This is a genomic window from Pseudanabaena mucicola FACHB-723 (assembly GCF_014696385.1).
Lineage (GTDB): Bacteria > Cyanobacteriota > Cyanobacteriia > Pseudanabaenales > Pseudanabaenaceae > Pseudanabaena.
On record NZ_JACJQB010000003.1, the window covers coordinates 58,680 to 84,769 of the forward strand.

Consider the following 26,090-nt stretch of genomic DNA (forward strand, 5'->3'; position numbering starts at 1 on the left):
AAAGCCTGCACCATCCTAGCTTTGGGCAACTTGCTTAGCAGCCAGTGCGATCGCAAATTCGGCATGGAGTTGGTGACTAGCTTTGTAGGCAAGAATATGCGCTCTTGGTAAAAATCCTAGCAAGCTTAGGTCACCAATGAGATCTAAAAGTTTATGACGACATGGCTCATTATCAAAACGCAAGGGTGGATTTACCCACCGCTCATCATCACAGACCAACGCATTGTCAAGGCTTCCACCCTTAATTAACCCTGCGGCTCTTGCTTGATCAATAAATGCGGCAAGGGTAAAAGTTCTCGCAGGAGCAATTTCCTCTGCAAACTTGTCACTCAAATTTGCGATCGCAGGTGACCAGCTAAACCACTGCTCACCGATCGCTTTAGTGGGGTATTCAATACCATAGGTAAATCGCAAAGTATCCGCAGGAACAGCAGTCACAAAACTATCACCTTTACGGACTGTAACCGCATCGGCAATATCAACCAAGCGATCGCCCTCAGTTTGCAGCTCAATCCCCACTTGGGCGATCGCCTCCACCCAAGGCAACGCCGAACCGTCGAGAATTGGCAATTCAGGGCGATCAAGCTGAATACAAGCATTATGTACACCCATCCCAAACAAAGCCGATAGCAAATGCTCAACAGTACGCACACCTGAGTCCATATGGCGTAATTCTGTCGATAGCTGTGAGGCTCTCACCACCGTTGTATCGGCAGGTATCCTCGCATCACCATAGATAAAATAGCGACCTGAATTAATGGGTGCAGGACTAACTGTCACAGAAACCTGCTCACCACTATGTAGCCCAATTCCAGACAGCGAAAATGGCGCTGCGATTGTTTGTTGACAAAGCATGGTTAGAACTTCTCTCCAAGCCCAAAGCTGAACTGAGTTCCGCCATTAGAAGAAAGTCCATAGTCTACTCTGATCGAGCCAAGGGGAGACTGTACTCGGATGCCAATGCCATAACCAGCACCACTGCCGGGTTTATTTCTTGCACCCGCGGGGTTGCCTGGTACAGCCGATGCCGAGCCTAGATCTGTACCGTAGTCAAAGAACAACACGCCACCGACAATATTGAACACAGGGAATCTATATTCTGCGGAGAAAATTCCAAAGCTGCGACCACTACCGATTTTGCCCTCATCCCAACCACGGACTGAGTTACTACCGCCAATTTGAAATGCTTCGTAGGGAGGTAAAGTACCAAAAACAGTCCCACCTTGGAAGTTAAAAGCCAGTGCCTGTGTGCCTTCCGAGAAATTCAAGAATTTAACAGGGATAAAATAGCTGTAACTGGCACGGATACGGTTTAAAAATACAGAGCCTAAACCGATAGGAATTGACTGCTCGGTGGCAACGCGAAATACCGAACCCGATGAGGGTTGCACAGGGTTATCACGTTGATCAGTTGCATAGGCAAACTGCAACAGTAACAAGTCGTCTTGACCAATGCCACTAGCCGATAGGGGGTTGCCAAGGGAATCCGTGGCAGTAATTGCATTGTTGCTGCTGTTGGTAATACTAACGCGCTCATAACGCAAACCGAGGGAAGCAGTGGTGGACTTGTCTAGGGGGCGCGAGAAGCTAAATCCAGTTCCTAGACGATTAATTCGAGGGCTAACATTATCAACACCAATACCAACTGGCTCATCAAATATGAAGCTAAATAAGCTGCGGTTAAAGATGTTGGCAGTGAAGGAGGTGCGATTTGGATCACCTGCTAGCCAAGGATCGGTGAAGTTAAGGTCAAACAATAATTCTCGTTCACCAACTTGAATGTCAAGACCGAGCTTTTGGTTGTTGCCACCAAGGTTTTGTTGCTGGAAACTAACCGTACCAAATAGTCCTGTCGATGAGCTGAGACCTGCACCTGCGGCAATCGAGCCTGTGTTGCGCTCTTTGACGTTGACGGTCACGACTACTTTACGGGGATCGGAACCAGGAGCAAGACCAATGTTGAGATCTTCAAATAGACCGAGGGCAAAGACTTTTTGGAGATCAGCTTGGACTTTATCGCGATTGAAAACATCACCTTCTTTGATAGAAAGTTCACGGGTAATGATGAAGTCGCGGGTCGTTCCCGTCACAGGTTTACCTTCATTGTCTACGGTTTTGCCTTCTTCATTGATAAAGGCAACCTTGATGCCTTCGATCGCGCCCTCCGAAACAACTAAATTAATGTCGCCTTCGGGAGTAGCCTTGATGTCAACGACTTGGGCTAATACATAGCCAGCATCTTGATAGTATTTCTCAAGTTCTTTAACCCCTGTTTGGATATCCTTGAGGTTGGTGATTTTGCCAATTTGGGAGCCAAAAATACGATCAACGACACCCTCTTCAAGTACCTGAGCGCCCTCAGTATTGACTGATTTGAGGATGGGGTTAGGCAATACAAAGAAGGTAACACGCACGCCGATATCAGTGTCTTCTGGCTCTGCTTGCACATTTGAGAAAAAGCCAGTGGCAAATACCGCATTGATGTCTGATTGCAGTTGCGTCCGCGTTACTGTAAGTCCGGGCTTAGTTGCGATCGCATCATAGATCTTCTGCTCTAGCTCTGGGGGTAAAGGTGGCTGCCCCTCTGGGGTCTTAATGGCAACTTCTCCCACTAATACCTGTGGTTCTGGCGCGGCAGTGGGCGCAGGTATACTAAACGAGGGGGCAGATGGAGTAGGCTCAACGGGAGGTTGTGGTGTACTCGGCTGAGCGGGTTCTTCAGTTGGGGTTGGTGCTTGAGCAATCTCTTGCTTTGCAGGATCAGCCTTTGCCATCAAAGGATTGGTCAGGAACGTGCTGGATGCGGCAATGGCTGTGAATACGAGCAAGTTTATACGCATAAAGTCTTCCAAACACCTACAGAATATTTAAATAGAATACTGAACAAGAGAGTAATGACGAACAAATACGGGCAGAAAGTTTCTGAAAATATTAATAAGTAACTATAACTTTCAACCCCTACATATTGCTAGCAGTAATTTAGTAAACCGACACTTTTGGACGCAGTAAAGGATGTTCAATCCTGTAGATAAGATTGGCTACAAGCATTATTTAGCAATACTTATAGCCGATCCTATGACATTTGTTTTTATGTCAATATCGAGTGGCATATAATTTAGCCAATTGTTTAGCCGATCGCAGCTAAAACTCTTTGCATTACTTCCTGATAGGCTTCGGCAACATTGCCGAGATCTTGCCGAAATCGATCTTTGTCCATAATTCGAGCAGTCGGATCGGCGATTGTATTGTCCCAAAGGCGACAGGTGTCAGGACTAATTTCATCGGCTAGAATCAATTTGCCGCTAGCATCAACACCAATTTCGATCTTGAAATCCACAAGGGTCAAGTTGCAGCGATCAAAAAATGCTTGCAGGTGTTGATTAATTTCTAGCGCCATCTGTTTTAGTTGAGCAACCTGATCGATTGTTGCCAGCTCCAGCATGGCGATATGGTCATCGGTGATTAATGGGTCACCAAGATCATCATTTTTGTAAAAGAATTCAACGAGAGGCTGCTGAAGTTGTTTGCCTTGCTCTAATCCCAGCCGTTTGCAAATACTACCTGCGGCGATGTTACGTACCACAACTTCGATCGGCAATATTTTGACGGCAGCAACTTGCATCTCGGTAGGTGAGACTTGCTTAATGAAGTGAGTTGGAATGCCTTTGGTTGCTAAATATTGAAAAATATGTGACGTAACCGCACAGTTCACTTCCCCTTTTTTGGTGATTGTGCCTTTTTTGAGGGCGTTGAAGGCAGTGGCATCGTCTTTGTAGCGCGACAATAGAATATTGGGGTCATCTGTTGTAAATAGAATCTTGGCTTTGCCTTCGTAGAGCTTAGTTCCACTCATGGATATATTGCGATATTGGTTGTGGGGCTATTTTACCGCTTTTTGCAGGTAAACAGGAAAGGCTTGGCTTCGCAAGTCTTTCCTGTTTAGAGTGAGATGTGGCAAGTCACACCACATCTCACTGCTTAGGGTTTGATTTGTTGTCAAGCAGAAAGTCAAATAGTCGATGACCTAGCTCTAGCTTGGAGCAGAGCGGCGTGGACTGGGTTCTACCATTTTTATCAATAAATGTGGCTTGATTGGTCTCTGTCCCAAATCCAGTTTGCATGGTATTTACAGTATTCGCAGCGATCGCATCTAGCCCTTTACGCTGCAATTTATCCTGTGCCGCCGCAAATACCTCCATCTTTGTGCCAGTCTGGGCGGCAAAACCCACCACAATCTGATCTTTGCATTTACGAGTTGATAGATCCGCCACAATATCGGGGATATATTCCAATGCTAGATTCAGGGGCAGTTCAGATTTAGGTAATTTGGACGTACTTTGTAATTGCGATCGCACATCCCCCACTGCGGCGGCGGCGATTGTAATGTCTGCCAAGGGAAATACCTCTAACATTGCTGCGTGCATTTCTGCCGCAGTCTGCACTCTGATCACCTTGAGATTGCTATGAAATAACTGGGTATTAGCGGCCGTGACCAATGTTACTTTTGCCCCCCGATGGAGGGCAGCTTGCGCGATCGCAATTCCTTGTTTGCCAGTGGAGGGATTACCGATAAAGCGCACAGAATCGATAAATTCGCGCGTACCACCTGCATTGACCAGTACCGTTTTACCTTGCAAATCTTGCTTGCCTTGGGTAAACAGAAAAGATTCTAAATATCCCAAAATCAATGCTGGCTCTGCCATCCGACCAGTACCCACCGCATCGCAGGCAAGAATGCCATCGGCAGGTGCAATTGCCGTGTAGCGAGGATCTTGTAAAGTTCGATGCCAATTATCTTGGACAGATGGTTGTTGCCACATAGTCGTATTCATGGCAGGCGCGAGCAAAATTGGACAGCTAGATGCCAATACGGTATTGGTCAGCAAATTGTCTGCCATGCCATAGGCTAGTTTGGCTAACGTATTTGCAGTAACAGGCGCAAGCAAAAAAACATCCGCCCATTCTGCTAATTCAATATGCAATGGTCTACCATTGCTGGGTTGCCAAAAATCAGCATCGGTATAGGCGGGCTGTCGCGATAGGGTGGCAAAGGTTAACGGAGTTACAAACTCTGCGGCACTCTTCGTCAAAATTACTTTGACGGCAATGCTAGATTTTGCCAAGCTCGAAACTACTTCGCAGACTTTATAAGCGGCAATACCACCAGATACGCCAATTAGTACATTATTCATGGTTGAGGTCTTAACTCAGTGGTGTTCAGCACTATTTGCGATCGCAAATCTACTTCCGAAGCCTTTAGCTTTTGGTTGGAAATATAAAGTACAGAGATACGATCAGCTTGATCTTTAATGGCGGTAACACCATTAAACCGATCCACCTGCTCAATCAGAACTTTAAACCGAGCGCCCGAAGAATCAGAAATGGCTATCTTTTTTTGATCATCCCGATCGATGCGTTGATCATTATTCGTATCTTGCTCCGCTAGCAAATAGATATAGGCAGTGGTCGGGACTTTACCAGCCTCAAAGTTGCTATCACTCAATTCAGGAAAAGCAGTTGATGATAATATTAAGCCTTTATTTTCAGGTCTTAGCCAAGTCGATGTTTTCTTGACGGCATCAAAAAAAACATAATTCTGAATCGAATTAGACTCCTTAGTACCAGAGAGATATTCATATTCCTGTATGAGGTATAGGGGAGCTTTCACGAACTCTGTTCCCGAAACTCTGGCAAATGTGCCAACTTCGTTTTTTGCCTTAACTTGATCCTTACTAGCAGGATTATTAGACACATTGACGATATCACTGACTTGCCTTGTCCTTGTGAACTGCCAAATTAGACCTACTGCCGTAGCCGCTATGGCAGCGCTAGCAAGGAGTCCTGCCATCAGAATCACGATCGCATTAATTCGCCACACATAGATAAAAAATTGACGTGATTTCATATTTTGCTCTAGCAATTTTCACGATGACTAAATTTAGGACGCAAATTATATTATTAGGACGCAATTAGGGCGCAACGTATCCCTGAATGTTCTCTGGTCTTAAAGGACGCATGATTTGATTGGCGCGAACTACCTGCTGGTCAGATCCTTGAACAACAATTAAATATTTGCCTTCCTCAAGACGATTGCGTAATGGTACAGAGTCACTACTAGTCGCTACTCCAACACCACCGCCCACAAAGATACTGCCCATTGCGCCACCAAACCCACCTAAAATACCGCCAATTAGATGGTTACCAATAGTACCTGCCCAAGCAAAAGTATGGAGATCCGTGACTAGACTAAAGCCAATTCCTGCCAAAAAGCCAAAGGGAACTAGCCAATAGGACATGAAATAAGCTTGTTTGCGACCTTGAACAATGGGATCAATAAATCCAAATTCTTCCGCACTCTTATAACCCTTACCCAAAATTGAGATCGCTTCCATCGGGAAATTTTCTGACTCTAAGCGTGTGTACACTTCCTCCGCCTTCATGCGATCGCTCCAAACACTAACCAAATAATTCATATATTCCGCAATTTGCTAACTTCTATTAGTTCTAGTCTTAAACGATCAATATCTCATCATGGCAATAGCGATACATATCGTAAAGTAAAGAGTAGAAATACTTTTTGAAATTTGTGAGGGGACTACTTTGCCTACGCTCGGAGTAAATATTGATCATATTGCGACTATTCGCCAAGCTCGCCGTGGTAGTGAACCAGACCCAGTGGCAGCAGCAGTAATTGCAGAATTGGCTGGAGCTGATGGCATTACCGTACATTTACGTGAAGATCGTCGCCATATTCAAGAGCGTGATGTGCGCTTGCTGCGACAAACAATTGCCACTCGACTGAACTTAGAAATGGCCGCCACTCCTGAAATGGTGGCGATCGCCCTTGATGTGAAACCCGACTACATCACCCTCGTACCAGAGCGTCGCGAAGAAATTACTACCGAAGGCGGATTAGATGTCAAGACCCAATGCGATCGCCTCGGTAAATTTGTGCATCAGTTACAGGGTGCAGGGATTCCTGTCAGTTTATTTGTTGATGCTGAGCTAGAGCAGATTCAAGCTTCAGCAAGGACTGGCGCAAAGTTTGTTGAATTGCACACGGGAACCTATGCCAATGCTAAAAATGAAGAACAGCTAAATCATGAATTAGATGTATTGAGCAAGGGGGGAGCATTAGCAATTGAGCTAGGGTTAAGACTTAATTCGGGACATGGGCTGACTTATCAAAATACCCGCGCCGTTGCTCAAATCGCAGGGATGGAAGAGCTGAATATTGGACATAGCATCATCAGTCGGTCTGTATTAGTGGGGCTAGACCGCGCAATTCGGGAAATGAAGGCGCTAATAACTGTGTAATCAAAAAAGGAGTGGCAGAGCTTCTCGCCGCCACTCCTTTTTTGATTGATCCCAAATAAATTGCTAAAAGATTCCAAACAATCGCCCTGCATTTAGGAAATAGATGCAATATAGACAGTATGTCAATCTGTCCTAGTTTAGAAAATGAGCTGCTAGTAAGCTGCAATTGACTCAGATCCACTCTATAGGAGCAGCACGATAGGGCAACCTAATCATGAAAAAAAATAACTTAATTTCAGTGGTCGTCATCATTGGGCTAATTGTTGCAGCTAGTATTTGGTACGGGCGTAATAATGGCTTGTTACCAGTTGCCGCAGGTGATGAAGCTATTTTGTATGATGGTCTCTTTAATACGATTTTAGCGATCGCATTTGGCTTTTTTCTAATTGTCGAGGGAGTCTTAATCTACTCAATTATCAAGTTTCGTCGTCGCAAAGGTGATGATACTGACGGCCCCGCTATTCATGAAAATCTGAGCCTAGAAATTGTTTGGACAGCGATCCCCACGGTGATTGTGATGTGGGTCGCTATTTATAGTTTTGATGTCTATACGGCTATGCAAGGCTCTCAAAACCTTGATGGCATGGCTCATGGCGGAATGCATCAAGTCGTTGCAAAGGCTGATCATCAAAGGGGTGGAATGCCAATGGCAAAAGCAACTATGGCATCCGTCAATAATGATGGCGTGATGATGGCTGGCACGTTGCCAACTGGCGGTGATGATACGGTGGCGATCGATGTTAGTGCGATGCAATTTGCATGGATTTTCAATTATCCCAATGAAATTGCGACTGCTGAACTGCATGTGCCTTTAGGCAAAAAAGTGCGCTTGAACATGAATGCCGTTGATGTACTTCATGCGTTTTGGGTTCCTCAGTTACGCATCAAACAAGATGTGATCCCCGGTCGTGAAACCTATCTGGAATTTACCCCCCGCGTACTTGGTGAATATCCTGTAGTCTGTGCAGAGCTTTGTGGTTCTTACCATGGCGGTATGCGTACCACCATGGTGATTGATACACCCGAAGACTATCAAGCATGGTTGAAGGAACAACAAGAAATCGCTAGTACCGATCCTGAAGCAATCGTGGCATCGCGTCCGATGGTTTCTACTTCTCAAATGACTGAACAGGAATATCTATCTGGAAAAGTCTCACAAATGGGCGGCACAAATCATATGGCTATGCACCATTAGTTGACATTAATATCAATCAAAAAACAGCAATTATTTCAAAAATATTCTCCTATGACCCAAACTCTTACACCAACGCAAAGTGCGGGCGCAATGGGATCAGAACCTCAAAAAACACCTTGGTGGGAGTTCTTTACCTTTAGCGTTGACCACAAAGTAATTGGTATTCAATATCTGGTTACTTCCTTTGTGTTTTATCTAGTTGGCGGTGCATTAGCTTCGGCGGTGCGTGTGGAACTGGCGACTCCAGACTCGGATCTGGTTGATCCCGCTTTTTACAACAGCCTGTTTACCATGCATGGCACGGTGATGATCTTTTTGTGGATCGTGCCTGCGGTTACGGGTGGCTTTGGAAATTACCTGATTCCTTTGATGATTGGGGCGCGAGATATGGCTTTCCCAAGATTGAATGCGATCGCATTTTGGCTGACGATTCCTGCGGGATTGTTGCTGATGAGTAGCTTCTTCTTTGGCCCAGCATCTACAGGTTGGACAGCCTATCCGCCTTTAAGCATTTTGACCAATGAACATCTTGGTCAAGCGGTGTGGATTCTCAGCATTATTTTGGTGGGAACATCGTCAATTTTGGCGGCGGTAAATTTCATTGTCACGATTTGGGCAATGCGGATGCCAGAAATGGATCTGTTCAGTATGCCCCTATTTTGTTGGGCAATGATGGCGACTTCGGTACTCGCACTGTTAGCTACACCTGTCTTAGCAGGGGCAATGGTGCTATTAGGTTTTGATCTATTAATTGGGACAAACTTTTTTAACCCGACGGGTGGCGGTGATCCCGTTGTCTATCAGCACTTATTTTGGTTTTATTCGCATCCTGCCGTATACGTGATGGTTCTGCCCGTATTTGGCATTATTTCTGAAGTATTACCTCCCCACAGCCGCAAACCAATTTTTGGATATAAAGCGATCGCTTATTCCAGCATGATGATTTGCGCTTTGGGTCTATTTGTATGGGCGCACCATATGTTTACCAGTGGTACACCCGACTGGTTACGTATTTTCTTTATGGTGGCGACCCTATTGGTTGCCGTACCCACAGGCATCAAGGTGTTTAGTTGGGTCGCGACCCTCTGGGGCGGTAAATTACGTTTAGAAAGCCCTTTACTATTTGCGATGGGTTTCATCTCCACTTTCTTGATTGGTGGCTTGAGCGGTGTCATGCTTGGCTCAGCACCGATCGATATCCATGTGCATGACACCTATTTCGTAGTTGCCCATTTCCATTACGTTCTCTTTGGGGGCAGTGTTTTTGGGATTTATGCAGGGCTGTACCATTGGTTTCCCAAAATGACAGGGCGGATGTTGAATGAGTTTTGGGGCAAAGTACATTTTGTACTTACCTTCATCGGAATGCATTTAACCTTTGGACCAATGCATATTCTTGGTTTACAGGGTATGCCTCGCCGCGTAGCTCAATACGATCCCCAATTTGCACCGATCAATGTGATCTGTACAATTGGCGCGTTTGTTTTGGCAATTTCCACAGTCCCCTTTGTGATCAATGCTGTTTATAGTTGGTTTAAGGGCGAACATGCTCCTGATAATCCTTGGAATGCTCTGACTCTGGAATGGACAACCTCTTCACCACCAATTCCCCATAATTGGGTTGGTGAACCTGTATTGACTACAGGTCCCTACGACTACGGTGAAGAATATCGCCTCGCTCGTCAAGATGCGATCGCAGATTCACAACAACCCGCAACTTAATTTCCAAGTTTCCTAAACAAGGGGCTTAAGCCCCTTGTTGGCAATCCTATCCCTATACATTTATCCAAATCCAAACATTAATCTATGCAAGGATCAATCGCTCCAGTCACTAGCACAGAACAAGCTAACGTTCTCGATCATGCCACTGAAGCAGGTCATGCTGAACATCCCGATTTACGGGTATTTGGTCTCATCGTCTTCCTGATTTCCGAAGGAATGCTTTTCTTTGGTCTGTTTGCCGCCTATTTAACTTTTCGCTCCGTAGCTACCGCTTGGCCCCCCGAAGGCACACCCGAACTGGAATTACTTTTACCAGGGATTAACACAATTATTCTGGTATCCAGTAGTTTTGTGATTCACCAAGCTGATCATGCGATCAAAGAAAATAAAGTCAAAGCTGCTCAGCTATGGTTCCTCGCCACCTTTATCATGGGGGCAATTTTCATTGCAGGACAAATCTATGAATACCAACACCTCGAATTTGGATTAACTACTAACCTATTTGCTAGCACTTTCTATGTGTTAACAGGTTTCCATGGCTTTCACGTAATTATTGGTTTGTCGCTGATTGCAGGAGTATTGGTGCGATCGCTCAAAACTGGTCATTACAGCGATACGAGTCATTTCGGCATTGAAGCCGCCTCTGTATATTGGCACTTTGTCGATATTGTCTGGATCGTCTTATTTTTACTTCTATATATTCTGTAGAATTTTTTAGATATAAAATAGAGGCGACGCACAGCGTCGTCTCTATTTTTATGGACTAGCCATGCTTGACAATATTTTGCGCGGTGATTTTAGCGAGTTACAAAGCAAACTTCTCAACGCAACCAGTAAATTAGAATTTTGGTTACTCGCCACATGGGCAAGCCTAATTGCGATCAACACCACACTTATTATTCGTCTTTCAAGTGATATTGACGAAATCGCCATTACTATATTGACTTGGGCGGTTGCCATTTTATTGGCTGTGCGTAATCGGTCAAGTTTTAAGTTTGAGAGTTCCCCAACTGCGATCGCAGTTGGGGTCTTGCTGATCGGCTGGGTTTTACTCAAAAGCCTCTTGACTCGGCGTATCTATGACATCTTGTTCATCCTAACCCCGATTATGGGAACGATTGGAGTTGCGTTGATTGCGTCCGGCTGGAAAGGGTTAAAGCCCTATTGGCAACCCATATTATTGGCGGCAACACTAGGTATTCCCATACCATTTTTATTTTCGGCCATTGAAAAAGTAATTCCCGTCAATGTCTTTACAGCGCAGTTTGCCAACTCAGCCCTGTGGTATGGCGGTGTGGATGTTGCACAGAGAGGAATTACGATTGTTAGTCAATTTGGGGCAGTAGATGTGGCGAGAGGTTGTGCAGGCTTACCCCCCATTTTGATGTTATTGAGGATTACCCTAATGTTTGTGCTAGTCTTCCCCGTGACCAAATTTCATCAATGGGTTTTATTTTCTTCAGCGGTTGTGATTGCTTTTATCGTTAACTCGTTGAGAGTTGCCCTATTGGTGATTGTATCTGCTCAAGACGATGCTTTTAAATATTGGCATACAGGCGATGGTGCTCAATTATTTTCAGTTGTATCTGTTTCGATTCTTTTAGGACTTTGCAATTGGCTGACTAGAGATGATGGCGATGAGTACGAAGAAATTTGAGCTAAAAAAGCGGGCAAAGCCCGCTTTTTTAGTTCTACTTATCAACTTTAAAAGATGCAATAAAGCGATCAACATCAGCAATAACCATCTTCTCGGCTGAGCCAAGGGTAAATACCTGATACAAGCGCTTGCCAGACAGACAGAATCTACCTTTCATCAAAACATCTGTAGCCTGCACTTTACCGGCCGCTTCAAAGTCACGACAAGGAATATTCCCCAATAAAGATTCTTTCTCAGACTTAACTTCCCCTTTCAGATTAGAAACTGAGCCTTTGACCGACTCCGCTAACCCCTTTTGAATATCGACAGGATTGGAAATTTCGTTGGGGAAATCTGCATAGCCCACAAAATATCCTGAATCGTTAGCTTCTGCAATTACCATATTTAGTTTGATTGTACCGACATCAGTGGCTTGATCTTGGGATTGCTCCTGTGGCTTGCTAGGCACTTGCACACTAAATTTGCCAGTTGATGACTTGTAATCCTGCCAACCATCGGCATTAGCAGCAGTATCAGTTTTTTGATCTGCTTTTGGTGAACTAGTAGGTTGCTCAGTCTTAGTAGTTGTAGTTGTGGAGGTTGTAGTGGTTGTGTTCTCAGTTACGGGAGTTGTGGGAGTACAAGCACTGGCTAATAATACTAAGCCAGCAGCAAGGGAAATATACTTTTTCATGGGTGATATAATATCCGACCTTCAAGTGAGGGAACAAGGGTGAAGCTGGTTAGATACTATATCGTGTAATGCTAAAAATCAAATGTATAGAAAGGAGTGGCAGCGCTTTACATTGCCACTCCTCTTTTAGGTTTCATCGTCATCGGTTTCTAAATTCTGATGCTCACTACGTCGTGACTCGCGGCGGTAACGCTTTTTCAAAAGTCTTGGTTCCTGTTGTTGCTTACCATCACTAGTATCTTTGACTTTAATTGAAGCATCGGCATTAGCTGTATTCTTGAGTTTTTGCTGATAAATAACCGCTTCTTCTAAATAGGCTAGGTAATGCTCATAGCGTTCCCATTCGCCCCGCACTACGCAGTCTGGCTCATCACGGCGATGGAGGCAATTATGAAAATGGCAAATGTTCTCCATCAGTTTTTGTCTTGCTTCTGGAAAACAATCGGCCAGATCGGGTGGCGTAACGGTCAGATTAGGCTGCATAAATCCGGGGGTATCAGCTAGATATCCCCCCGCAGGTAAGGCAAATAATTCAACATGACGGGTGGTATGTCTGCCATGTCCCAGTCGTTGCGACACTTCACCTACACGCACTTGGAGATTAGGAATTAGCAAATTAATGAGACTGGATTTGCCAACGCCTGACAAGCCTGCAACCACCGTTACACCTGTTTGTAAATACTGAGCAAGTTGATTGATGCCTTGTTGGGTATAGGTACTAATTGTGATCGCATTATATCCCCACTCCTTTAAGCGCTCGTACCATTGTTCCCAAACTTGATCGCTGACTAAATCTCGTTTGTTTAAACATAGCAATACCTCAACCTGAGTGCTTTCAGCCTTGACGAGAAAACGACTCAGTTGATGTGGATCAAGGCTGGGTTCAGCGAGGGAAAAAACTAATAAAATGCGATCAACATTGGCAACGGTGGGGCGATCGAGAAGGTTGCGACGTGCAGCAACCTCTGATATTGCGCCGCGTCCTCCCTGCCAGTCAGGTTCTTCAATCGTGACCCGATCGCCAACACAAATATTCTGCCCAATCTTTTTGAGCCGAGCGCGGCGAGTGCATAGTAGTTCGTTTACCATTTGGCTAAAGGGTTGCCCCGATTCATCAAGCAATTCTAAACAGAAAGCTTGATCGAGCATCACCCGATAAAAGTTGGCTTGTACAGCCAAGACTGTACCCATTAGAGCCAACATAGAACTACTTGCATCATGCTTTTTGAACTATTAAGGCAAAACTGCGATCGCGTTCTTCAATGACCTTAATCTGATGACCATCGGACATCAAGCTATTGGGAACTTGCTCAATTGGTTCACCACCATCCAGCAAGACCTCTAGCAACTGTCCTGTCTCTAGCTTTTCGAGGTGCAACTTGGCACGCACAAAACTGAGCGGGCAGGGGACACCGCGTAAATCGATGGATTTGCTTACCTGAATGGTCATTTGTTTACTCTAGTGAAACTATGGCGAGGATTGCGATCGCAATATTATGCTAGTGGTTGCCAAAGATACCACCAAGAATATCGCCGATACCACCTTTGCCAGCATTGCCAGTTTGTTTTTCCTTCAGTTTTTCAAGGACTTCACGCTCTTCATGACTGATCTTGGTGGGGATGTCAATTTTGATTTTAATTAAATGATCACCACGCGCCACAGGATTACCGAGTTTAGGTACACCCAATCCTTCGAGGGTCAAGACCGTATCTGGCTGCGTACCTGCGGGAATCGTCAGGGGCTTTTTACCATCAACAGTATTAATGGCAATTTTGTCACCCAGAATCGCCTGTAGATAGCTGATTCTAATATCTGACAGGATATTGATACCTTCCCGCTCAAATTCATTATCAGCTTGGACAAATAGATACACATAGAGATCACCCGATGGACCTCCACGCTGTCCTGCATCACCTTCATGGGAGACGCGCAACCTCGTGCCGCTATCCACACCAGCAGGGATCGTAATTTTGAGTTTTTTGGTAACTTGATTCAGTCCTAAACCATTACAAGTCTCACACTTATCCTCAATGGTCTGACCTGTACCATTACAGGTAGGGCAGGTAGAAACCTGCGTAAAGCTACCAAAGGGGGTGCGAGTCGCTCGGCGTACCTGTCCAGTACCACTACAAGTACCACAGGTGCGTGGTCTAGTTCCGGGCTTTGCGCCTGAGCCACTACAAGTGCCACAGGTTTCTAGGTGGGAAATCTTGATTTGCTTCTCACCACCAAAGACGGCTTCGCGGAATTCCAGTTTGAGATCAAAGCGCAGATCTTCGCCACGGGTTGGACCACTGCGACGACGCGCTTGTTGCTGCCCAGTACCTGAAAACCCACTAAAGAAGCTTTCAAAGATATCAGCAAATCCACCCATATCACCCATATCAGGTGCACCACCGCCACCAGATACACCAGCTTCCCCGAAGCGATCGTATCTAGCACGGGTTTCTGGCTCCGATAAAACTTCGTAAGCACGGTTAATTTCTTTAAATCGCTCATCTGCCCCCGCTTCTTTATTCACATCGGGGTGATATTTGCGAGCTAAACGTCGATATGCTCGTTTGATTTCCTCTTTGTCTGTATTTCGATCAACGCCGAGGATTTCGTAATAATCACGCGCCATAGGGGGTTTCTCTGTCGCCTAAAGGATTCATGGACAATTGTTCTAGTTTAACCTAGCACTTATCATTTACGTATGGATATTCGTAGAGAGTACGTTTTACCGCACATCATTTAGCTTTTAGCTGCTGGCTAAAAGCTAATAAAACTTAAAAGCCCTAGGGCTTTGTCTTAACGCTGACATCACCTTGATTAATCAAGGTCTGACAAGCAAGACGGTAGTTAGCAGGTTTGTTTTTGAGCTTTTTTTCTTCAAACTCGGTTTTAGGAGAGAGGTTCTCAAGCCCTTCGACAATTTCGACTACACAGGTAGCACATTGTCCATAACCATTACAGTTAGTGAGCTTCGCAACAAATTTGTAGATGTCAATGTTGTTTTCGAGAGCTTTAGTGCGTAAGTTTGCGCCGTCCATGGCGATCGCTTCTTTGCCTTCATTCACAAACTTAATGTTTGCCATAGCTGAGTATTGAGTTTTTTGTTAATTTTTATTGCACAACCATTATCTTACCTAAAGGTCTCAAGTCTCGAAAAAATTTCAAAACCTTGCTGTAGAACAAGGCGAAGGGCGATTGGGGACACAAAGGGCTGTAAAATACCAATATGGCTACAATTCCTTCAAGTTCCGACATTAAAGCTCTTGCCCAAGATTTATCTAAATTAGTTGAGAATCTCGAGTCAACTCAACATGGAGAGCTAATTTATAGTGCATTGCAGGCGATCAACCAATTGGCTCATCAAGATGCTGAGCGTCTGGATTGGAAGATTTTGACGGGTTCTTTGCACGATATGCAAAAGGCGATTGCCATGTTTTACCCGCATCGCTTTAAGCGCAAAGTGAGTATTTTTGGTTCGGCGCGAACCGATGAAGATGCTCCCGAATATAAACAGGCCTATGAGTTTGCTGAAAAAATTACCAAACAGGGATTTATGGTAATTACGGGGGCTGGTGGCGGCATTATGGCGGCGGGAAATGAGGGTGCTGGCAATAATTCCTTTGGCTTAAATATCTCCTTACCCTTTGAGCAGACTAACAATGAGTTTGTATCTGAGGAATCGAGGTTGGTAAAGTTCCGTTACTTCTTTACCCGTAAGCTATATTTCGTGAAGGAAAGCGATGCGATCGCACTTTTTCCGGGGGGCTTTGGTACACAAGATGAATTTTTTGAATGCTTGACACTCTGTCAAACAGGAAGAACCACACCTCGTCCATTGGTATTAATGGATAAACAGGGGGGCGACTATTGGCGAGACTGGGATCAATTTGTGCAGACTAATTTGCGCGATCGCGGTTGGATTACCCCAGAAGACAGCAGTCTGTATCACATTACTAACGATGTGGACGAAGCCTGTCAATTTATTAGCTCTTTCTATAGCATTTACCATTCTTGCCGATGGGTGGGCGACTTGTTTGTGATTCGTTTACATGCAGATATAACTGACGAGCATCTTGATCGCCTCAATGAGAACTTTAGCGATATTTTGATCAAGGGCAAAATTGAGCGCAGTCAGGCTTTGCCCAAAGAAGTCAATGAGCCACATATTTTTGATTTGCCACGCTTAGTTATGTATTTCAATCAGCATGGTTTTGGGCGGCTGTACGAATTAATTGCAGCGATTAATGATACTTGTGATAGCGGTAATCCAATGGTTTGCCATCCTGAGCAGCGTTAATTTCCCATTATACAAATTGGTTTTTTGAGATTGTCAGCATCTGCGACGCTGATAATCTCAAAATTGGTTTCATAAATAGAATTACTAGAATGGCTTTACTGTCATGGCAAGAGGTTGTAACATGGTTAGCTGGACTAAAAAATAGGAGACTAGTACCATGAGTCGCGTATGCCAACTAACAGGCAAAAAAGCCAATAATGCCGTATCGATTTCTTTCTCACACAAGCGTCACAAGCACTTACAACACGTAAACTTACAAGACAAAAGAATCTGGTGGGAAGAAGGAAAAAGATTTGTAAAATTACAAATCTCCACCAAAGCAATCAAGACTTTGCAAAAGAAAGGACTTGCTGCATTTGCTAAGGAAGCTGGTATTGACCTCCGCAAGTTTTAATCGACTTAATCGAAAAAAATAAAGAGGCGTAAAACGCCTCTTTATTTTTGTGAGCGCTACAGCGCTTTGCGCTTAATAAAAATCCCGATGAATTTTTAAAAGTGCCATTTTTAAAAATTTCTTCAATAGGCTGTATTTATGAAAATTGGCATCATTGGATTAGGGCTAATAGGTGGCTCGTTAGGATTAGATCTCCTCGCTACGCAACAGGAATCTACCTATGTGTGGGGCATTAGTCGCAATCCTGAAACCTGTAAACAAGCAGAAGCGATCGCAGCCGTGAATGTTGCGAGTACAGATATCGCAAATATTCCTGATCACATTCTTGCCGCCACCGATATCGTGGTCATCTGCACACCTATTGCGGCGATTTTGCCCACAATCACGGCGATCTCGCCCCAAATTCCTGCCAATGTTATTTTTACCGACGTAGGTTCTGTAAAAGCGGCGATCGTCGCACCTGCTACACAGCTTTGTCAAAAATTTAATCAGCGATTTGTTGGCGGTCATCCCATGGCTGGTACTGCTTTTCAAGGAATTCTGGCGGCGGAACGTAATTTATTTTGCGATCGCGCCTGTGTGGTTACACCCAGCGATGATCTCGATGCAGTCAATAAAGTGCGATCGCTCTGGCAATCGGTGGGTATGCGTATCTACGAATGTAGTCCTGAAGATCATGATCGCGCAGTGGCGATGATTAGTCATGCTCCTGTGATCATTAGTGCGAGTTTGATTGCTGCTTGTCAGTCAGAACCCGATCAAGTTGTTTTAGAATTGGCGCAAAATCTTGCTAGTTCAGGCTTTCGAGATACTAGCCGTGTTGGTGGTGGCAATCCTGAATTGGGGCGACTAATGGCTGAATATAATCAGTCGGCAATATTGCGATCGCTAGAAAATTATCAACAGTCTTTACAAACTGCGATTAACTTCATCAAGCAACAACAATGGCAAGAGCTAGAAGCATTTCTAGGAAATACACAACGCGCTCGTCCGCTGTACCTAGAATAAACCTGTTGCTAATTTTTCTGAAAATCCAAAAAGAGAGAGGTGCAAAGCGCCTCTCTCTTTTTGGGAACTATCTTGCGAGAGCATTAAAGAACTGTTGCAAACGTCCTAAAAATGATCCCGATTGTTTACCAGTTTTTTGTCGGAATAGTCGATCAATATCATCGCTAGATGGGCGCTGAGCAACTTCTGCCATCTGTTCCATTCCTGATTCGGTTTGTTGCCACACTTGCCATGTTTGCGGATAACAACGCCACAACGCACCTAGCTCTAAAGGCTTGATGTAATAAGCAGTTTCAAAGGTACTAAGAAACCGATCGCGCATTTGTCTTGCTGCCAGCCCTAAACCAACTTCACTATTTTCAAGTCGAGGATTGAGCATCACAAAGGGACGATCGCCAGCTAACTGTACTAGTTTCTCCACTTGTTCCACTTCAACGGAAGTTGGTTCGATTAAGAGAAATGCTTGATCCTCTTCTCGAATTGCGCGACGACCTTCATTCACACCACGCACTGATACATCAAGATCAGCCCATTCCCGCTTAGCGAGAGCCGCCGCCCCCGCATCGGCAAAAATTGCTTGCCACGCCTTGCCATAGCGTTGATTAAAACTTGCAGCAAATTCATAGGCAATTGGCATGGCTTTTAGTTCAGGAAACCGTAGATCGGCAATGACACGATTCGCCCCATCGGCAATTGCTTGATGTGTCGCGACGATCGCCTGTTCCGTGGCATCTTCTAAATTATTAGGCAGTAAGATCGGCTCTTGAGTCATAAAGAGAATTATTTTTAAAATTATTTGAGTTTAACGTAAAAAAGGCGAGGTTACGCTTAGCGTAACCTCGCCTTTTTTATGAATGTATGGACGATGATTACATCATGCCGCCCATGCCACCCATACCGCCCATGCCACCCATGCCACCCATACCAGCAGCACCAGCATCAGACTTAGGCTCTGGCTTCTCAACAACGAGAGCTTCTGTGGTCAATACCATGCCAGCTACGGAAGATGCGTTTTGTAGTGCCGAACGCACCACCTTAGCAGGGTCGATAATACCTGTCGCAATCAAGTCAACATATTCACCCTTGAGGGCATCAAAACCATGGCTGAAGGGAAGATTCTTGACCTTCTCAACCACAACTGTTCCTTCCAATCCCGCATTATCGCTGATTTGACGGAGAGGTGCAGAGAGAGAACGGGCAACGATATCAGCACCAATCGCTTCTTCGTTCTTCAAGGTTGCCTTAAAATCTTGCAATTCTACGGAAAGATGAGCAAGAGTTGCGCCACCACCGGGAACGATGCCTTCTTCAACCGCCGCACGGGTGGAGTTAAGAGCATCTTCGATGCGAAGCTTACGATCCTTGAGTTCGGTTTCAGTTGCTGCACCGACCTTAATAACAGCTACGCCACCAGAAAGCTTTGCAATCCGTTCTTGGAGCTTTTCTTTATCGTAGTCAGAGTCACTGAGATCCAATTCCTTGCGGATTTGAGCCACACGCTTGTCAACATTTGCCTTGTTAGCAACGTCAGAAACGATGGTGGTTTTGTCCTTAGAAATGGTGATCTTACGCGCAGTTCCCAGCATTTCGAGAGTAGCAGCACTGACTTCCAAGCCAGTGTCTTCAGAGATGACCTGACCATCGGTAAGTACAGCAATATCTTGCAACATTGCCTTACGACGATCGCCAAAGCCAGGAGCCTTGATTGCGGCGATGTTAAGAGAGCCTCTGAGCTTGTTAACAACTAGAGTTGCCAGAGCTTCACCTTCAACATCTTCAGAGATGATTACCAAAGGAGAACCAGAACGGGCAGCTTTTTCAAGGATTGGAACGAGATCTTGAATAACATTGATCTTCTTATCGGTGATCAATACCTTCGCGTTCTCAAACTCCACCAACATTCTTTCGTTGTCAGTGACGAAATAGGGAGAAATGTAGCCGCGATCGAGTTGCATACCTTCAACAACTTCTAATTCAGTTGTGAGGGACTTTGATTCTTCAACGGTGATTACGCCATCTTTGCCAACTTTATCCATGGCTTGGGCAATCATTGCACCAACTTCTTCATCGTTACCAGCCGAGATCGTAGCAATTTGAGCAATTTCAGAATTGGAGTCAACGGCTTTTGCTTTTTGAGCAATTACAGTAACCAAATGAGCAACTGCTTTTTCGATACCGCGACGAACACCGACGGGGTTCGCACCTGCGGCAACATTCTTTAGACCTTCGCGAATCATTTCTTGAGCTAAAACGGTGGCACTGGTGGTTCCATCACCTGCTACATCGTTGGTTCTCGAAGCAACTTCGCGAATTAGTTGAGCGCCAGCATTTTCTAGGGGATCTTCTAATTCAATTTCTTTAGCGATGCTCACACCGTCATTGATGATTTGAGGAGCGCCATATTTCTTTTCGAGAACAACGTTACGACCTTTTGGTCCAAGGGTAACACGGACTGCGTCGGCGAGGGCATTGACACCACGCTCAAGGGCGCGGCGAGAATCTTCATCAAATACTACGATTTTGGACATTTTCTTTTAATTTGGTAATTGGTTATGGGGATTTTGGCTGTTAGCTGTTAGCGATTAGCTTTTGACTCTTTTGAATTGCTTCTTTCTAAAGGAGCTAATAGCTAAAGGCTAATTGCTATAAGCTTTATTCAACGATCGCGAGAATATCTCTTTCTGCTAGGAGCAAATAGTCCACGCCGTCAATTTTGACTTCAGTGCCTGCGTACTTGGAGTAAAGAACCTTATCGCCTGCTTTTACTTCGAGAGCCACACGAGCGCCTTTGTCGTTGCGTGTGCCAGGTCCAACGGCAGTTACTTCGCCAACTTGGGGCTTTTCCTGTGCTGTGTCAGGCAAGAAAATACCGCCGACAGTTTTTTCTTCTTTTGTTGCTACCTTAACCAATAGACGATCGCCTAGGGGTTGTAATGAACCAGTATTTAGGGTTAACGATGCCACTATGCCATACCTCCTTAAAAATCTAATCAGAGTGGACTCGGCAATTGGGGACTTAATTTGTAGTCACAATTGCGTGCTTTAGCACTCTGTCTCACTGAGTGCTAATATACTGCCAAATGAGTAGGGAACTAGATCGGCTTACCGTACAAGTATTGCTTGTGTGGCTGTACCCATGGCGATGCGTCAAGAAATCAGGAGTCGGACATTGGTGATGATTGCATCTAAGGGAACATCCCAAATATCGTTCGGAATTTGATCAGTATAAAATTCATCAAAAATAATTCCTGCTTTAATTCCTATGGACTTGGGCAACCAACGATCATAGAATCCGCCGCCGTAGCCCAGTCGGTAGCCTTGACGATCGCACGCTAGGGCAGGTATCAAAATCAAGTCTATGTTTGTCAAGTCCATAGGCGGTAAGTTGTGAAGTGGCTCAAGAATATCAAAAGATCCCAACTGCATCTGGTTTGAGAAATTTGCGATCGCAACTTGATGCCAAATTAAGTCCTGACCAATACAACGCGGAAATCCCCAATTTTTAGCGGGGAATTGTTGCCATAGCGAGCTTAAATCTGGTTCTTGGCGAAAACTAGTGAAGGCAAGGATATTTTGTGATTTCTGGAAAACTTGCCAGTTAGAAATGCGATCGCAAAGGGCTTGACTTTTTTGTTGCCAAATCTCTAAAGGGATATGGCGACGTTGATGGAGTAATTCTTTCCTGAGTTGTTTTTTGGCTTGTTGTTTGATTTGTTGTTTGTTCTCCAGAAAATCTGTCATCACCAATTGCCATTACTTTCTTTCTAGGGCTAAATCGATCAAGCGATCGCAAAGCTCCGTAAAAGGAATCCCTGAATATTCCCATAGCTTGGGGTACATGCTTAACGATGTGAAGCCGGGGAAAGTATTGATTTCATTGATCAGCACTGTCCCCGTGGCTTCGACATAGAAAAAATCAACCCTCGCTAAGCCAGAACCAGCAACGGTTTGAAATGCTTTAACCGCCATGGACTGCACTGCTTGAGCCACATGGTCGGGCAGTTGGCTAGGAATGATCAGATCCGCCATGCCTGCGGTGTATTTGGTTTCGTAATCGTAGAAGTCACTGGTAAAGGTGATTTCGCCGATCGCTGAGGCTTGGGGTTGCTCATTGCCTAGCACCGCGCATTCGACTTCACGGGCAGTCACACCTTGCTCAATGATGATGCGTGGGTCATAGCTGGTGGCACTAGCAATTGCTTCTTGCAACTGTTTGCGATCGCGAACTTTAGAAATACCCACCGAAGAGCCAAGGTTAGATGGTTTGACAAAACAGGGATAACCAAGAGTGGCTTCAATATGCTCACTCCAGCCTTGCTGATCCTGTTGCCATTGCCAACGATTGAGCGCCACATACTTCACCTGCGGCAAACCAGCATTGGCAAAAATTGCTTTCATGGCGATCTTGTCCATACCTACTGATGAGGCAAGAACACCGTTCCCCACATAGGGCTTGTGCATCAGTTGCAACAGTCCTTGCACCGTGCCATCTTCACCATTTGGTCCATGCAGCACAGGAAACCAGAGATCAATTTGTTGCACTTCCGTGGGCAAGAAGAACGCCGCATTGGTTAATAATTCGGATTCCTCTAAGCCTTTGCCATTGTCTAAAACTTGTTGAGACACATCGGGGCTACGCCATGTGCCATCACGTTGAATGTAAAAGGGCTTGACCTGATAGCGAGGATTGTGACTGAGGGCGGAGGCGATCGCTTTGGCGGAGATAATGGACACATCATGCTCGCCCGACTGTCCACCAAATAACAAGCCGATACAGAGAGGGGACTTGGTTTCCATATCCATCGATCTACCTGTCATCTGTAAACATCCTCACCGTTGATAAATAAGACTTACGGAACTTTTTGTATTGAATACTGTAGCGCAAAGTTTCCCTTACAGCTATGAAACTGATTTTGGAATTTTCAGCGCCGAAGGTGCTGAAAATTCCAAAATCAGTTCATTGAAAGCCCGCCGTTAGATTGCCAACGTTTTGCTGTTACATTGTTTTCAAGTATCGTGATTATCTTGTAACAGCGTTCGTAGATTTTATGGCAAAGCAAGGGCAGCAACAGCTAGATTTTGGGTTGGAGTCGAATGGGGGAAATATCATTCCGACTTCATTGCACTCAGAAATGCAGCGATCGTACCTAGAGTACGCAATGAGCGTGATCGTTGGTCGTGCCTTGCCCGATGCCCGTGATGGTCTCAAACCTGTGCATCGCCGCATTATTTACGCTATGCATGAGTTAGGACTAGTGCCAGAGCGTCCCTTTCGCAAATGCGCCCGTGTCGTTGGCGATGTATTGGGTAAATATCATCCCCATGGTGATCAATCGGTTTATGACGCTTTGGTGCGTTTAGTCCAAGATTTTTCGAGTCGTTACCCTTTATTGGCGGGGCATGGCAACTTTGGCTCAGTGGATAACGACCCTGCGGCGGCAATGCGTTATACCGAATGTCGATTAGCGGCGATTGGTAATGAAACGCTACTCGGCGAAATTGAAGAAGATGTTGTTGATTTTGTCGATAACTTTGATGGCTCTGAGCAAGAACCTGCCGTACTGCCCGCTCAGTTGCCGATGTTGTTGCTCAATGGCTCGACAGGGATTGCCGTGGGCATGGCGACTAATATTCCTCCCCATAATTTAAGTGAGGTCGTGGATGGTGCGATCGCACTAATTGATAATCCTGATCTGCCCGATGAGCAGTTATTAAGTTTGATCCCTGCTCCAGACTTTCCCACGGGCGGAATCATTATGAATCAAGAGGGCGTACATGAGGCATACCTAACAGGTCGTGGCATTGTTACCATTCGCGGCGTGGCGGCAGTCGAGCAGTTTGGTGGCAAAGGCACAGGAAAGCGCCAAAAACTTGCCATTATTGTCACGGAATTACCCTATCAGGTTAATAAATCCGCATGGATTGAGAAAATTGCCGAGTTGGTAAACAATGGCAAAATTGAGGGAATTTCGGATATCCGTGATGAAAGCGATCGCACAGGGATGCGGGTCGTGATTGAGCTAAAAAAAGATGTTGTACCTGAAGTGATCATCGATCAGCTCTATCGTCAGACAGCGCTGCAATCTAATTTTGGAGTCATCCTTTTAGCTCTCAAGGGTTCTCAGCCCAAGCAAATGAGTTTGCGAGAACTTTTGCAGGAGTTTCTTTCCTTCCGTGAAGAAACACTGGCGAAGCGATTCCGTTATGAACTAAAAAAAGCACAGGAAAAATCGCACCTACTGGAAGGATTAGTATTAGTTCTACAAGATATTGATCGATTGATTCGGATTTTAAGATTTGCCAATAATAGCGCCCTTGCTAAGACGGATTTACAAACAGAATTTGACCTTTCCGAAACCCAAGCCGAAGCAATTCTCTCGATGCCTTTGCGACGCATTACCGCCATTGAGCAACAGAAGATTCGTGAGGAACTAGAAACTTTACAAGCACAGGTTACAAGATTAGAAAAGCTGCTTAGCGATCGGCGAGAGTTGATGAAGTTCCTTAAGAAAGAATTGCGCGACCATAAAAAACGCCATAGTGACGCACGGAGAACGCATTTAGCATGGGAGTTACTAAGCAATCGTCAAGAGACTAATGTTACTGATAGTGTTCCTACGGAATCATTAAAAGCATCATTATCAAAAGTAAAATCCAATCAGAGCGATCGCAATATTCCGCAAACTCAGCAAATTTTAGTAACTGAGTCAGCCAATAGTGATAGCAAGCGAGACAAAAAATCGCGCACTGTTGCCAATAAACCACCTCAACCCGTAGAAGTTCCTTTACTTTCTCTCACCACTGAGCTAAATATTCCTACCGTCGAGCCGCAGGATGTTCAGGTGCAGATTACCCACAAAGGCTATATCAAATCCTTTGAGGCAAATTTGAGAGCTTCGCAATCGATGGACTTAGGTGATGATGTGGTGATTGCCGCCTACGACACCCGCAGCGATCGCGAAATGGTGGTGCTAACCGCTTCAGGACGGGCTTTGCCCCTAGCCCTTGCCCATGTACCGATTTTGAAAGGAAAAGGCCGTGGCACTCCTTTGATGACGCTATTGGGTGACAGTGCCGAGCAATTTGTTTCGCAATTTGTATGGGAAAAGAATCCTGAATCAAAGGAAGGACTAGTATTGCTATCGAGTCAGGGCAAAATCAAACGTTCGCCATTGGCAGAATTTGCTGATATGACCGCAAGAGGACTAATTGCGGCAAAGTTTAAAGAAGATGATTCGCTATTCTGGGCAGATGTTGTTGATCTGGAAAAAGAACTTGCGATCGCAACTTCGGCAGGTAGAATTTTGCGTCTCCGCGCCGATGAAATGCAAATCCCCACGGTGGGACGCACTGCCGCAGGTAATATTGCTTTACGTCTCGGTAGCTCCGAAACTCAGATCGGTGTATCGGTTCTCGATTTGCAAAATAATCCTAATTCAGAATTGATTTTAATCACCACCGAAGGGTTTGCCAAACGCATATCCGCAAGCTATATTCGCTCGGCAGTTAGAGGGGCAATCGGTTCACAATGCTTCAAGTTCCAATCAAGGGCTGACAGGTTAGTAAGCATGACTGCGATCGCAAATCCTCGTCCTGATTTACCCGTGACTTTCTTAATTGGTCAAGCCAATGACATGGGGTTACGAACTGTCCAAATGCCTTTAGGTGCAATTCCGCTAGAAGTCCCTAATAGTCAAGGACGTTCGATTTTTGCGGGGGAAAGTGACCTATTGCGATCGGAAAAAGTGATTCGCGTAGTGGCTTGAATACAATAAAACCATATGCTGCCCGCTATGCGGGCAGCATATGGTTTTATACTAAAAATCGTTTCT

General features: G+C 45.1%; 25 protein-coding genes. 9 read left to right on the forward strand and 16 right to left on the reverse strand.

Annotation, left to right across the window (positions count from 1 at the left end; translation table 11 throughout):
- Positions 1-15: 15 nt before the first annotated feature.
- From lpxC to H6F41_RS03130, 6 genes are all read right to left on the reverse strand, one after another.
- Positions 16-855: a UDP-3-O-acyl-N-acetylglucosamine deacetylase gene (lpxC, locus tag H6F41_RS03105; protein WP_190402022.1), complete on the reverse strand. Its 840-nt coding sequence runs from the start codon at positions 853-855 to the stop codon at positions 16-18.
- A 2-nt stretch (positions 856-857) separates the two neighbouring features.
- The gene (locus H6F41_RS03110; RefSeq protein ID WP_190402023.1) at positions 858-2,840 is read right to left on the reverse strand and encodes a BamA/TamA family outer membrane protein; all 1,983 of its coding nucleotides are present in this window, start codon (positions 2,838-2,840) and stop codon (positions 858-860) included.
- A 287-nt stretch (positions 2,841-3,127) separates the two neighbouring features.
- Positions 3,128-3,853, reverse strand: coding sequence for a phosphoribosylaminoimidazolesuccinocarboxamide synthase (gene purC, locus H6F41_RS03115; RefSeq protein ID WP_190402024.1), 726 nt, complete (start codon positions 3,851-3,853; stop codon positions 3,128-3,130).
- Between the two features lie 118 nt (positions 3,854-3,971).
- Positions 3,972-5,192: a bifunctional phosphopantothenoylcysteine decarboxylase/phosphopantothenate--cysteine ligase CoaBC gene (gene coaBC, locus H6F41_RS03120; RefSeq protein ID WP_190402025.1), complete on the reverse strand. Its 1,221-nt coding sequence runs from the start codon at positions 5,190-5,192 to the stop codon at positions 3,972-3,974.
- Complete coding sequence (locus H6F41_RS03125) at positions 5,189-5,905, reverse strand: hypothetical protein (RefSeq protein WP_190402026.1); 717 nt, start codon at positions 5,903-5,905, stop codon at positions 5,189-5,191. Before H6F41_RS03125 ends, coaBC begins: the two co-directional genes overlap by 4 nt.
- A gap of 64 nt (positions 5,906-5,969) precedes the next feature.
- Complete coding sequence (locus tag H6F41_RS03130; protein ID WP_190402027.1) at positions 5,970-6,473, reverse strand: hypothetical protein; 504 nt, start codon at positions 6,471-6,473, stop codon at positions 5,970-5,972.
- A gap of 127 nt (positions 6,474-6,600) precedes the next feature.
- Here H6F41_RS03130 and H6F41_RS03135 point away from each other — a divergent pair, with 127 nt between their 5' ends.
- From H6F41_RS03135 to crtA, 5 genes are all read left to right on the forward strand, one after another.
- The gene (locus H6F41_RS03135) at positions 6,601-7,317 is read left to right on the forward strand and encodes a pyridoxine 5'-phosphate synthase (protein WP_190402028.1); all 717 of its coding nucleotides are present in this window, start codon (positions 6,601-6,603) and stop codon (positions 7,315-7,317) included.
- Between the two features lie 214 nt (positions 7,318-7,531).
- On the forward strand, positions 7,532-8,512 hold the full coding sequence (locus tag H6F41_RS03140) for a cytochrome c oxidase subunit II (protein ID WP_190402029.1): 981 nt from the start codon (positions 7,532-7,534) through the stop codon (positions 8,510-8,512).
- 51 nt (positions 8,513-8,563) lie between these two features.
- Positions 8,564-10,234 carry a cytochrome c oxidase subunit I gene (ctaD, locus tag H6F41_RS03145; protein ID WP_190402030.1) on the forward strand — a complete coding sequence of 557 codons (1,671 nt, stop codon included), beginning with the start codon at positions 8,564-8,566 and terminating at the stop codon, positions 10,232-10,234.
- Between the two features lie 84 nt (positions 10,235-10,318).
- A complete protein-coding gene (locus H6F41_RS03150) occupies positions 10,319-10,942 on the forward strand; it encodes a cytochrome c oxidase subunit 3 (protein WP_190402031.1) in 624 nt (207 codons plus the stop codon).
- A 61-nt stretch (positions 10,943-11,003) separates the two neighbouring features.
- Positions 11,004-11,891, forward strand: coding sequence for a cyanoexosortase A (gene crtA, locus H6F41_RS03155; protein WP_190402032.1), 888 nt, complete (start codon positions 11,004-11,006; stop codon positions 11,889-11,891).
- Positions 11,892-11,925: 34 nt separating this feature from the next.
- On the opposite strand, the gene H6F41_RS03160 is transcribed toward crtA, so the two are convergent.
- From H6F41_RS03160 to H6F41_RS03180, 5 genes are all read right to left on the reverse strand, one after another.
- On the reverse strand, positions 11,926-12,564 hold the full coding sequence (locus H6F41_RS03160) for a hypothetical protein (RefSeq protein WP_190402033.1): 639 nt from the start codon (positions 12,562-12,564) through the stop codon (positions 11,926-11,928).
- A 126-nt stretch (positions 12,565-12,690) separates the two neighbouring features.
- Positions 12,691-13,767 carry a small ribosomal subunit biogenesis GTPase RsgA gene (rsgA, locus tag H6F41_RS03165; RefSeq protein WP_190402034.1) on the reverse strand — a complete coding sequence of 359 codons (1,077 nt, stop codon included), beginning with the start codon at positions 13,765-13,767 and terminating at the stop codon, positions 12,691-12,693.
- Positions 13,768-13,780: 13 nt separating this feature from the next.
- Positions 13,781-14,014 carry a sulfurtransferase TusA family protein gene (locus H6F41_RS03170; RefSeq protein WP_190402035.1) on the reverse strand — a complete coding sequence of 78 codons (234 nt, stop codon included), beginning with the start codon at positions 14,012-14,014 and terminating at the stop codon, positions 13,781-13,783.
- 49 nt (positions 14,015-14,063) lie between these two features.
- A complete protein-coding gene (gene dnaJ, locus H6F41_RS03175; protein ID WP_190402036.1) occupies positions 14,064-15,188 on the reverse strand; it encodes a molecular chaperone DnaJ in 1,125 nt (374 codons plus the stop codon).
- A gap of 154 nt (positions 15,189-15,342) precedes the next feature.
- Positions 15,343-15,642 (reverse strand): 2Fe-2S iron-sulfur cluster-binding protein, encoded by a 300-nt coding sequence (locus tag H6F41_RS03180; protein WP_190402037.1) that lies wholly within the window; start codon positions 15,640-15,642, stop codon positions 15,343-15,345.
- A 143-nt stretch (positions 15,643-15,785) separates the two neighbouring features.
- On the opposite strand from H6F41_RS03180, the gene H6F41_RS03185 reads away from it, so the two are divergent.
- From H6F41_RS03185 to H6F41_RS03195, 3 genes are all read left to right on the forward strand, one after another.
- Positions 15,786-16,856 carry an LOG family protein gene (locus H6F41_RS03185; RefSeq protein ID WP_190402038.1) on the forward strand — a complete coding sequence of 357 codons (1,071 nt, stop codon included), beginning with the start codon at positions 15,786-15,788 and terminating at the stop codon, positions 16,854-16,856.
- Positions 16,857-17,013: 157 nt separating this feature from the next.
- Positions 17,014-17,250 carry a 50S ribosomal protein L28 gene (rpmB, locus tag H6F41_RS03190; protein WP_190402039.1) on the forward strand — a complete coding sequence of 79 codons (237 nt, stop codon included), beginning with the start codon at positions 17,014-17,016 and terminating at the stop codon, positions 17,248-17,250.
- Between the two features lie 138 nt (positions 17,251-17,388).
- A complete protein-coding gene (locus H6F41_RS03195) occupies positions 17,389-18,258 on the forward strand; it encodes a prephenate/arogenate dehydrogenase (RefSeq protein ID WP_190402040.1) in 870 nt (289 codons plus the stop codon).
- 67 nt (positions 18,259-18,325) lie between these two features.
- Here H6F41_RS03195 and H6F41_RS03200 read toward each other — a convergent pair whose 3' ends face one another.
- The 5 genes from H6F41_RS03200 to H6F41_RS03220 form a co-directional block, all read right to left on the reverse strand.
- A complete protein-coding gene (locus tag H6F41_RS03200; RefSeq protein ID WP_190402041.1) occupies positions 18,326-19,030 on the reverse strand; it encodes a DUF1995 family protein in 705 nt (234 codons plus the stop codon).
- A 97-nt stretch (positions 19,031-19,127) separates the two neighbouring features.
- On the reverse strand, positions 19,128-20,786 hold the full coding sequence (gene groL, locus H6F41_RS03205; RefSeq protein WP_190402042.1) for a chaperonin GroEL: 1,659 nt from the start codon (positions 20,784-20,786) through the stop codon (positions 19,128-19,130).
- A gap of 124 nt (positions 20,787-20,910) precedes the next feature.
- Positions 20,911-21,222, reverse strand: coding sequence for a co-chaperone GroES (gene groES / locus H6F41_RS03210; RefSeq protein ID WP_190402043.1), 312 nt, complete (start codon positions 21,220-21,222; stop codon positions 20,911-20,913).
- 183 nt (positions 21,223-21,405) lie between these two features.
- Positions 21,406-21,999, reverse strand: a complete 594-nt coding sequence (locus H6F41_RS03215) for a 5-formyltetrahydrofolate cyclo-ligase (RefSeq protein ID WP_190402044.1) — start codon at positions 21,997-21,999, stop codon at positions 21,406-21,408.
- A 12-nt stretch (positions 22,000-22,011) separates the two neighbouring features.
- On the reverse strand, positions 22,012-23,076 hold the full coding sequence (locus tag H6F41_RS03220; protein ID WP_190402045.1) for a D-alanine--D-alanine ligase family protein: 1,065 nt from the start codon (positions 23,074-23,076) through the stop codon (positions 22,012-22,014).
- Positions 23,077-23,306: 230 nt separating this feature from the next.
- Here H6F41_RS03220 and H6F41_RS03225 point away from each other — a divergent pair, with 230 nt between their 5' ends.
- Positions 23,307-26,024, forward strand: coding sequence for a DNA topoisomerase (ATP-hydrolyzing) (locus tag H6F41_RS03225; RefSeq protein WP_190402046.1), 2,718 nt, complete (start codon positions 23,307-23,309; stop codon positions 26,022-26,024).
- The last annotated feature ends 66 nt before the right edge of the window (positions 26,025-26,090 follow it).

What these genes read in the sequence shown, in the direction of transcription:
- H6F41_RS03150 (WP_190402031.1), top strand. Translation starts at nt 10,319, where the DNA reads ATGCAAGGATCAATCGCTCCAGTCACTAGCACAGAACAAGCTAACGTT.
- rsgA (WP_190402034.1), bottom strand. Translation starts at nt 13,767, where the DNA reads ATGTTGGCTCTAATGGGTACAGTCTTGGCTGTACAAGCCAACTTTTAT.
- H6F41_RS03185 (WP_190402038.1), top strand. Translation starts at nt 15,786, where the DNA reads ATGGCTACAATTCCTTCAAGTTCCGACATTAAAGCTCTTGCCCAAGAT.
- H6F41_RS03180 (WP_190402037.1), bottom strand. Translation starts at nt 15,642, where the DNA reads ATGGCAAACATTAAGTTTGTGAATGAAGGCAAAGAAGCGATCGCCATG.
- H6F41_RS03170 (WP_190402035.1), bottom strand. Translation starts at nt 14,014, where the DNA reads ATGACCATTCAGGTAAGCAAATCCATCGATTTACGCGGTGTCCCCTGC.
- H6F41_RS03160 (WP_190402033.1), bottom strand. Translation starts at nt 12,564, where the DNA reads ATGAAAAAGTATATTTCCCTTGCTGCTGGCTTAGTATTATTAGCCAGT.
- purC (WP_190402024.1), bottom strand. Translation starts at nt 3,853, where the DNA reads ATGAGTGGAACTAAGCTCTACGAAGGCAAAGCCAAGATTCTATTTACA.
- groL (WP_190402042.1), bottom strand. Translation starts at nt 20,786, where the DNA reads ATGTCCAAAATCGTAGTATTTGATGAAGATTCTCGCCGCGCCCTTGAG.
- ctaD (WP_190402030.1), top strand. Translation starts at nt 8,564, where the DNA reads ATGACCCAAACTCTTACACCAACGCAAAGTGCGGGCGCAATGGGATCA.
- lpxC (WP_190402022.1), bottom strand. Translation starts at nt 855, where the DNA reads ATGCTTTGTCAACAAACAATCGCAGCGCCATTTTCGCTGTCTGGAATT.
- dnaJ (WP_190402036.1), bottom strand. Translation starts at nt 15,188, where the DNA reads ATGGCGCGTGATTATTACGAAATCCTCGGCGTTGATCGAAATACAGAC.
- coaBC (WP_190402025.1), bottom strand. Translation starts at nt 5,192, where the DNA reads ATGAATAATGTACTAATTGGCGTATCTGGTGGTATTGCCGCTTATAAA.
- crtA (WP_190402032.1), top strand. Translation starts at nt 11,004, where the DNA reads ATGCTTGACAATATTTTGCGCGGTGATTTTAGCGAGTTACAAAGCAAA.
- H6F41_RS03110 (WP_190402023.1), bottom strand. Translation starts at nt 2,840, where the DNA reads ATGCGTATAAACTTGCTCGTATTCACAGCCATTGCCGCATCCAGCACG.
- H6F41_RS03130 (WP_190402027.1), bottom strand. Translation starts at nt 6,473, where the DNA reads ATGAATTATTTGGTTAGTGTTTGGAGCGATCGCATGAAGGCGGAGGAA.
- H6F41_RS03220 (WP_190402045.1), bottom strand. Translation starts at nt 23,076, where the DNA reads ATGACAGGTAGATCGATGGATATGGAAACCAAGTCCCCTCTCTGTATC.
- H6F41_RS03225 (WP_190402046.1), top strand. Translation starts at nt 23,307, where the DNA reads ATGGCAAAGCAAGGGCAGCAACAGCTAGATTTTGGGTTGGAGTCGAAT.
- rpmB (WP_190402039.1), top strand. Translation starts at nt 17,014, where the DNA reads ATGAGTCGCGTATGCCAACTAACAGGCAAAAAAGCCAATAATGCCGTA.
- H6F41_RS03140 (WP_190402029.1), top strand. Translation starts at nt 7,532, where the DNA reads ATGAAAAAAAATAACTTAATTTCAGTGGTCGTCATCATTGGGCTAATT.
- H6F41_RS03215 (WP_190402044.1), bottom strand. Translation starts at nt 21,999, where the DNA reads ATGACAGATTTTCTGGAGAACAAACAACAAATCAAACAACAAGCCAAA.
- H6F41_RS03125 (WP_190402026.1), bottom strand. Translation starts at nt 5,905, where the DNA reads ATGAAATCACGTCAATTTTTTATCTATGTGTGGCGAATTAATGCGATC.
- H6F41_RS03195 (WP_190402040.1), top strand. Translation starts at nt 17,389, where the DNA reads ATGAAAATTGGCATCATTGGATTAGGGCTAATAGGTGGCTCGTTAGGA.
- H6F41_RS03200 (WP_190402041.1), bottom strand. Translation starts at nt 19,030, where the DNA reads ATGACTCAAGAGCCGATCTTACTGCCTAATAATTTAGAAGATGCCACG.